Origin of the sequence: Hamadaea sp. (assembly GCF_013362815.1) — a bacterium.
Taxonomy (GTDB): Bacteria; Actinomycetota; Actinomycetes; order Mycobacteriales; family Micromonosporaceae; genus Hamadaea.
In genome coordinates, this window is sequence record NZ_JABFVK010000071.1 from 1 (window position 1) to 7,475 (window position 7,475).

At 69.9% G+C, this 7,475-nt stretch carries 4 protein-coding genes and 3 pseudogenes; 6 read left to right on the plus strand and 1 reads right to left on the minus strand.

Features of this window, described 5'->3' with window-relative positions; genetic code table 11:
• The 3 genes and pseudogenes from HOV77_RS28460 to HOV77_RS28470 form a co-directional block, all read left to right on the plus strand.
• A pseudogene (locus HOV77_RS28460) lies at positions 1 to 600 on the plus strand (SPFH domain-containing protein); the annotation flags it as partial.
• A 312-nt stretch (positions 601 to 912) separates the two neighbouring features.
• Entirely contained in the window at positions 913 to 1,716 is an 804-nt protein-coding gene (locus tag HOV77_RS28465; protein ID WP_290867181.1) for an RNA methyltransferase, read from the plus strand.
• A 70-nt stretch (positions 1,717 to 1,786) separates the two neighbouring features.
• Entirely contained in the window at positions 1,787 to 3,409 is a 1,623-nt protein-coding gene (locus HOV77_RS28470; RefSeq protein WP_290867184.1) for a PucR family transcriptional regulator ligand-binding domain-containing protein, read from the plus strand.
• On the opposite strand, the gene HOV77_RS28475 is transcribed toward HOV77_RS28470, so the two are convergent.
• Positions 3,410 to 3,898, minus strand: a complete 489-nt coding sequence (locus HOV77_RS28475; RefSeq protein ID WP_290867187.1) for a GNAT family N-acetyltransferase — start codon at positions 3,896 to 3,898, stop codon at positions 3,410 to 3,412.
• A 142-nt stretch (positions 3,899 to 4,040) separates the two neighbouring features.
• Here HOV77_RS28475 and HOV77_RS28480 point away from each other — a divergent pair, with 142 nt between their 5' ends.
• The 3 genes and pseudogenes from HOV77_RS28480 to HOV77_RS28490 all read left to right on the plus strand — a co-directional run.
• Entirely contained in the window at positions 4,041 to 5,339 is a 1,299-nt protein-coding gene (locus tag HOV77_RS28480) for an aspartate aminotransferase family protein (RefSeq protein ID WP_290867190.1), read from the plus strand.
• Positions 5,336 to 6,790: pseudogene (locus HOV77_RS28485) on the plus strand (CoA-acylating methylmalonate-semialdehyde dehydrogenase); the annotation flags it as partial. The gene HOV77_RS28480 and the pseudogene HOV77_RS28485, both read left to right, overlap by 4 nt.
• A gap of 480 nt (positions 6,791 to 7,270) precedes the next feature.
• Positions 7,271 to 7,475 (plus strand): annotated as a pseudogene (locus tag HOV77_RS28490) (RpiR family transcriptional regulator); the annotation flags it as partial.

Below are 7,475 nucleotides of genomic sequence, written 5' to 3' on the forward strand. Positions count from 1 at the left end.
CTCTACTTCAAGGTCGTCGACCCGGTGAAGGCGACCTACGAGATCGCCAACTTCCTCCAGGCGATCGAGCAGCTGACCGTCACGACGCTGCGTAACGTCATCGGCTCCATGGACCTCGAGCGCGCGCTGACCAGCCGTGAGGAGGTCAACCGGCACCTGTCGGTCGTCCTCGACGAGACCACCGGCCGCTGGGGCGTCAAGGTGACCCGGGTCGAGATCAAGGCGATCGAGCCGCCGCCCAGCATCCGCGACTCGATGGAGAAGCAGATGCGGGCCGAGCGGGACCGCCGGGCGGCCATCCTGACCGCCGAGGGCGTCAAGCAGTCGCAGATCCTCACCGCCGAAGGTGACAAGCAGGCGGCCGTCCTCCGGGCCGACGGTGATCGGCAGGCGCGCATCCTGCAGGCGGCCGGTCAGGCGAAGGCCATCGAAACGGTCGTGAGCGCCATCCACGCCGCCGACATGGACAGCACCGTCATGGCGTACCAGTATCTGCAGGCGCTGCCGCAGATCGCCCAGGGCGCCTCCAACAAGCTCTGGATCGTCCCGGCCGAGCTGAGCCGGGCCCTCGAAGGCATCAGCAACGCCTTCGGCGGCCTGCACCCGCCCGTGCCGGCGTCGGAGCGCCCGGCCCGTCCGGTGAGCACCGTCGACACGACCGAGGTCGTCGAGGCGGCGCAGAAGGCGGCGGACGAGGTCGCCAAGATCGAGGGCGAGGCCAAGGCGGCCGGCGAGGCGGCGTCGGGGGAGACCCCGCCCAAGGCGTAGGTCTGGATTCGGGCGCTGGATCAGGGTTCTCGGTCGTATTCGGGTCAAGATTCGACCCGGAACCCTGATCCGGCGCCGACGCGAACGGAGCGCGGGTCTGCCACGGCGGGCCCGCGCTCCGCGCGTACCGGGCACAATGGCGGCGTGGAGCTGATCACCGACCCGGCCGACGAACGCATCGCCGACTACCGGGCGCTGACCGACCTGGAGCTGCGTACGCGCTGGGAGCCGCCGAACGGGCTGTTCATCGCCGAGGGGGAGCTGGTCCTGCGCCGGGCGCTGGCCGCCGGGTACCGGCCCCGGAGCGTACTCGTCGAGGCGAAGCGGGCCGGTCAGCTCGCCGATCTGGCCCGAGGCGGGCTCGGGGAGGCAGCGGTCTACGGCGCTGACGCCGCGCTGCTCCAGCAGATCACCGGCTTCAACGTGCACCGCGGCGTCCTGGCCAGCTTCCACCGCAAACCGCTGCCGAGCGTCGCCGAAGTGCTGGCGCAGGCCCGGCGGGTGGTCGTCCTGGAAGACATCAACAACCACACCAACATCGGCGCGATCTTCCGCGGTGTGGCCGCGCTCGGCCTGGACGCCGTCCTGCTTTCACCCACCTGCGCCGACCCGCTCTACCGGCGCAGCGTGCGGGTCAGCATGGGCGAGGTCTTCGCCATCCCGTACGCCACGCTCGATCCCTGGCCGGAAGGTCTGGAGGTGCTGCGTACGGCCGGGTTCACGGTGTTGGCGATGACCCCCGCGCCGGACGCGGTGTCGCTGCACGAGCTGACCGCCGAGCAGCGGACGAGACCGGCTCTGCTGATGGGGGCCGAAGGCCCGGGGCTCACCGCCGAGGCGTTGAAGTCGAGCGACGTCCGGGTCGTCATCCCGATGCACCGTGGTGTCGATTCGCTCAACGTCGCCGCCGCGACCGCCGTCGCCTGCTGGGAGCTGACTCGACCATGATCGGCCGCAGGCCGGGCATCGGCCAGCTCAGTCTTGGTCATGCGGTCGCCGGCCGCAGGACGGTGATCGCATGACGGCTCCCGGATACCCGACTGTACGCGAGGTCGTCGCGCTCGACGCGATGCAGGTCGGGTCGCCACGCGTGGTCGCCGGAGCCGAGCAGCTGGACCGGGCCGTACGCTGGGTGCACTCCTCGGAGGTGCCCGACATCGCCAGTCTGCTCCGAGGCGGGGAACTGGTGCTGACCACTGGGATCGGCCTGCCGGCGGACGACGACGGGATTCGGGCGTTCATCCGCGAGCTGGCGGAGGTCGGAGTGTCCGGGCTCGTGGTCGAACTCGGCCGCCGATATCCGTCGACCGTGCCCCGAGTCATGGCGGTGGCGGCGGAGAAGCTCGGGCTGCCGCTGGTCGAACTGCGGCGGCCGACCCCGTTCGTGCAGATCACCGAGGCGGTGCACGCCCGGATCGTGGACGCTCAGCTGACCGAGCTGCGGGCGACGGAGGAGATCCACCAGCGGTTCACCGAGCTGAGCGTCGAAGGGGCCGAACCGGCCGAGGTGGTCCATCAGGCGGCCCAGTTGTCGGGCTGCCCGGTCGTCCTGGAGAACCTCGGCCGCAAGGTGCTCGCCTTCGACGCGGCCGGTGGCCGGGCCGAACCCCTGCTCGACGGCTGGGAGCAGCACTCCCGCCAGGTACGCGTGACCGGCCGAACCGGATACGACGGCGACGCGGGCTGGCTGGTGACGACGGTCGGCGCGCGCGGGCAGGACTGGGGCCGGCTGCTGCTGCGCTGGCCGGCCGACGGGCCGCCGCCCACCCGGCTGACGATCCTGCTGGAACGGGCCGCCTCGACGCTCGCGCTGGGCCGGTTGATCCGGCGCGACGAGGAAGGGCTGGAACGGCAGCTCCACGGCACACTGCTCGCCGCGCTGCTCGATCACAGCCTGCCCGTGGACGAGGTGGCGCTGCGGGCTCGGGCGTTAGGCGTACCGCTCGACCGGAGACGACTGGTCGGCGTGGTGGTCCGCCCGTTGACCGCCGAGACGGAGGTGACGGCGGCCCAGGCCCGGCTGCGAGATCTCGCCGACGCGACGACCCAGGCCGTACGCGAGGCGAAGCTGGCCGGGCTGACCAGCGCCCTCGACGGCTACGTCGTCGGAGCGTTGCTGGCGGTCAAGTCCGGCACGGACGAGGACGTTGCGCTGACCCGGTTCGCCGCGGCTCTCCGGAAGGGCCGGGAGGAGGTCCTCATCGCGGCGGGGTCCGGTGTGGACAGTCTGCGGGAGGCACGGCGTTCGCTCGTCGAGGCTCGTCAGGTGGCCGACGCCGCCCGCCACGACACACCCAGCTCCGTGCCCGTGCTGCGGCTGCCGAACGTCGGTCTGGCCGGGTTGCTGCACCTGCTCCGCGACGAGCCGCGCTTGCAGACCTTCGTGGAACGGCAGCTCGGCGCGCTGCTCGCGTACGACGCGAAGCACCCGAGGGACCCGCTGCTGCCCACGCTGCGGGTCTACCTCGAATCCGGGCGCAACAAGTCGATCGCGGCCGCCGCCGCGCACCTGTCCCGGCCGGCGTTCTACGAGCGGCTGGCCCGGATCGGCCGGGTCCTCGGCGTCGACCTCGACTCGGTCCCCGCCTGCCTGTCGCTGCACGTCGCGTTGCTGGCCTGGGAGGCCATCCGCTCCGAATAGCTACAGGTCGCGGGCCATCCATTCGATCTGCAACTCAGGGCGCGAGTGCAGCGGCTCGAACTCGTCGAGCGAGGTGAAACCGTGGCGCAGGTAGAGCTTGCGCGCGGGCTCGTTGCCCTCGGTGACGCCGAGGCGGATTCGCGGAAAGCCCTTCTCCCGGGCCCAGTCGAGGGTGTCGGAGACGAGGGCTCCGGCGACCCCGGAACCACGCCGGTCCTCCTCGACCCACATCGCGAGGATCAGCGGCTCGGTGAACTCCGGTACCTCGGCACAAGCGACCTGACCAGCTGGTACGCCGTCCACGTAGCCGATGCTGCGGAGGGCGTCGTCGCCGCGATCGAGCCACCAGCGCCGCCAGTAGTGCTCGTCGGCGTTCACCGCGTTCGCATAAGTCTCGCCGTACGCCGTGGGCGCAAGCCGCAACGCGTTGAGCCGCAGCGCTTTCCAGGTCTGCCAGTCGTCAAGGGTGGTACGCCGGATCTCGATCACCGTTCGACCCTAGCCACACCCGCCGGGCCGGGGCGAACGGGTTACCACCACCTTTTGTCCGCCCGTCGCTGTGTCATTTTTCACCGAGACCGGCTGACAGCCTGTTCGTTGCCTTCGACCAGACCCGGTGGGACCGTGGGGCATGACTACCGACGACCTGCTCGCCCGGCACCGGGCCGTCCTGCCGGCCTGGATATCGCCGTTGTACGCCGAACCGATCGAACTCGTCTCCGGCGAAGGCTGCCGGGTGACCGACGCGAGTGGGCGTACCTATCTCGACTTCTTCGGTGGCGTACTGACCACGTCGATCGGCTATGACGTCGCGGAGATCTCCGACGCCGTACGCACCCAGATCGGCACCGGCGTCGCGCACTCGTCGACCCTGTACCTGATCCGCAAACAGGTCGAACTGGCTGAGAAGATCGCCCGGGTCTCCGGCATACCGGACGCGAAGGTGTTCCTCGCCAACTCGGGGACCGAGGCGAACGAGACGGCGTTGCTGCTGGCCACCCAGTTCCGGCGCAGCAACCAGATCCTCGCCGTACGCAACTCGTACCATGGGCGCAGCTTCGGCGCGCTCGGCGTCACCGGCAACCGTGGCTGGGCCGCTTCGTCGCTCACCCCGGTGAACGTGAGCTACCTGCACTCCGGCGACCGGTTGCGCGGCGTGTTCGCCGGGCTCTCCGACGCGGACTACATCGCCCGTGCCGTCGAGGACCTGCGCGAGGTGCTCGCCACCACGACCAGCGGCGACGTCGCCTGCCTGATCGCCGAGCCGATCCAGGGCGTCGGTGGCTTCGTCGCCCCGCCCGACGGCCTGTTCGGCGCGTTCAAGGAGGTGCTCGACGAGTACGGCATCCTCTGGGTCTCCGACGAGGTGCAGACCGGCTGGGGGCGTACGGGGGCGCACTTCTGGGGTTATCAGGCCCACGACGCCGTGCCCGACATGCTGACCTTCGCCAAGGGCATCGGCAACGGGTACGCCCTCGGCGGTGTGGTCGCGCGAGCGGAGGTCATGGACTGCCTGACCGCCACGTCGTTCAACACGTTCGGGGGCAACCCGATCTCCAGCGCGGCCGGCGCGGCCGTCCTCGACTTCATCCTCGACCACGACCTCCAGGGCAACTGCGCTCGCGTCGGCGATGTGCTGCACCGCGGCTTGCGGGACATCGCGGCCACGTCGCCGATCGTGGCCGACGTCCGCGGCCGGGGCTTGATGCTGGCGGTCGAATTCGTCGAAGCCGGATCGCTCACGCCGTCGCCCGGCGCCGCGCTGCGTGTGGTGGAGGAGTGCAAGGCCGCCGGGCTGCTGGTCGGCAAGGGCGGCCTCTACGGCAACGTCATCCGGATGGGACCGCCGATGACGCTCACCGAGGCCGAGGCCAAGGAAGGCCTGGGCATCCTGGCGCACGCCGTCGAGACCGTGGGAGCAGCGCAGTGAAGCATGTGAAGCATTACGTCGCGGGCAAGCCGTGGGAGCGTCCGGCCGGCGCGGCCCGCCGGGGCGACCTCTACGACCCGGCCACCGGCGAGGTCACGGGACACGTCGACTTCGCCTCCGCGGCGGACGTCGGCACGGTGGTCGCGGCCGCGGCCGAGGCCTTCCCCGCCTGGCGCGACGCCTCGCTCGCCAGACGCACCGCGGTCATGTTCGCCGTGCGTCAGATCGTCCACGAGCGCCGCGACGAGCTCGCCGCCGCCATAACCGCCGAGCACGGCAAGGTCTTGTCCGACGCCGCCGGCGAGGTGCAACGCGGCCTCGAGGTCATCGAGTACGCCTGTGGCATCCCGACCGCCCTGAAGGGCGGCTTCAGCGAGAACGTCTCGACCGGAGTGGATTCGTACTCGATCCGCCAGCCGCTGGGCGTGGCCGCCGTGATCTCGCCCTTCAACTTCCCGGCGATGGTGCCGTTGTGGTTCGTCCCGATCGCGATCGCCGCGGGCAACTCGGTCGTCCTGAAGCCGTCGGAGAAGGACCCGACGGCGTCCACGCTGCTGGCGGCGTGGTTCAGCGAGGCCGGTCTGCCGGACGGCGTCCTCAACGTCGTGCACGGTGACAAGGAGGCGGTCGACGCGCTGCTCGATCACCCGGAGGTGAAGTCGGTGTCGTTCGTCGGCTCGACTCCGATCGCCCGGTACGTCTACGAGCGCGGCACGGCCAACGGAAAGCGCGTACAGGCGCTCGGCGGGGCCAAGAACCACATGGTGGTGCTGCCCGACGCCGACCTCGATCTGGCCGCCGACGCGGCGGTCAGCGCCGGGTTCGGCTCGGCCGGCGAACGGTGCATGGCCGTCTCGGTCGTCGTGGCGGTCGATCCGGTGGCCGACGAGCTGACCGGGAAGATCGCCGAGCGGATGGCGCAGATCCGCACGGGCGACGGCCGTCGCGGCTGCGACATGGGCCCGCTGGTGACCCGGGAGCACCGCGACAAGGTCGCCGGTTACGTCGAGGCCGGCGTACGCGAAGGGGCGAGCCTCGTCGTCGACGGCCGCTCGGTCGAGCCGGACGGCGAGCGGGGTGGGTTCTGGCTCGGCCCCACCCTCTTCGACGACGTGCGGCCGGAGATGTCCGTCTACACGGACGAGATCTTCGGACCGGTTCTCTCGATCGTCCGGGTCCGGACGTACGAGGAGGCGGTCGCTCTGGTCAACGCCGGCCGCTACGGAAACGGCACGGCGATCTTCACCAACGACGGTGGGGCCGCCCGGCGGTACCAGCACGAGGTCGAGGTCGGGATGATCGGCGTCAACGTGCCGATCCCGGTGCCCATGGCGTACTACTCGTTCGGCGGGTGGAAGGCGTCGCTGTTCGGCGACACCCACGCGCACGGCGCGGAAGGCGTCCACTTCTTCACGCGCGGCAAGGTGGTCACCAGCCGATGGCTCGACCCAGTCGAGAGTGCCGGATCACGCCGGGCCGACCAGAGTCGGACTCGGCAGGTGACCCAGCACCCTCGATCCCACGGCGGGGTGAATCTGGGGTTCCCGACCCAATCCTGATCATCGTCCTGAACACTCTCGGCGTCCGGTTCATACGATTTGTATGGATCGGACGCCGTTTTCATGGGCGATATTCTTACCAAACCGCTGTCCGATTTCGCCGGATTACCAAAACGGACCGCAGGGCGTCCCGATTCACCGGCCGATCGACGGAAGTGACCTTGCTCTCGCGCGTTTGCGCTGGTAGACGTGGTCGTGGCCAGTGTCACTGTGGCATGATCGGCCAGGCTCAGCCCGGCGTCGACTAGATAACGGGTTGGAAAACTTTCCTTAACTACTTGACAAGGTAGCGGTTGTAGTAAGAACTTTTACCAACAACAGTAAACACTCCTGCGTATTAGTTGGGCTTCGAGCCGAAGGGGAATGCCGCTCATGGATGGCGAGGTGACGGTCAGCACGGGACAGCCCGTGTCGGCCACCGCCGTACCCGCGGCCCGGAGCGCCGACGGCGAAGCTGACAGCCTGCTCACGCGCATCCGTGCGCAGCTGCCGGAGTTCACGGGGGCGTTGCGGCGGGTGGCCGATCATGTTTTGGCGGATCCGGCGGCGGCGGCGCGGGCGACGATCGTGGAGTTGG

What these genes read in the sequence shown, in the direction of transcription:
- HOV77_RS28480 (WP_290867190.1), top strand. Translation starts at nt 4,041, where the DNA reads ATGACTACCGACGACCTGCTCGCCCGGCACCGGGCCGTCCTGCCGGCC.
- HOV77_RS28470 (WP_290867184.1), top strand. Translation starts at nt 1,787, where the DNA reads ATGACGGCTCCCGGATACCCGACTGTACGCGAGGTCGTCGCGCTCGAC.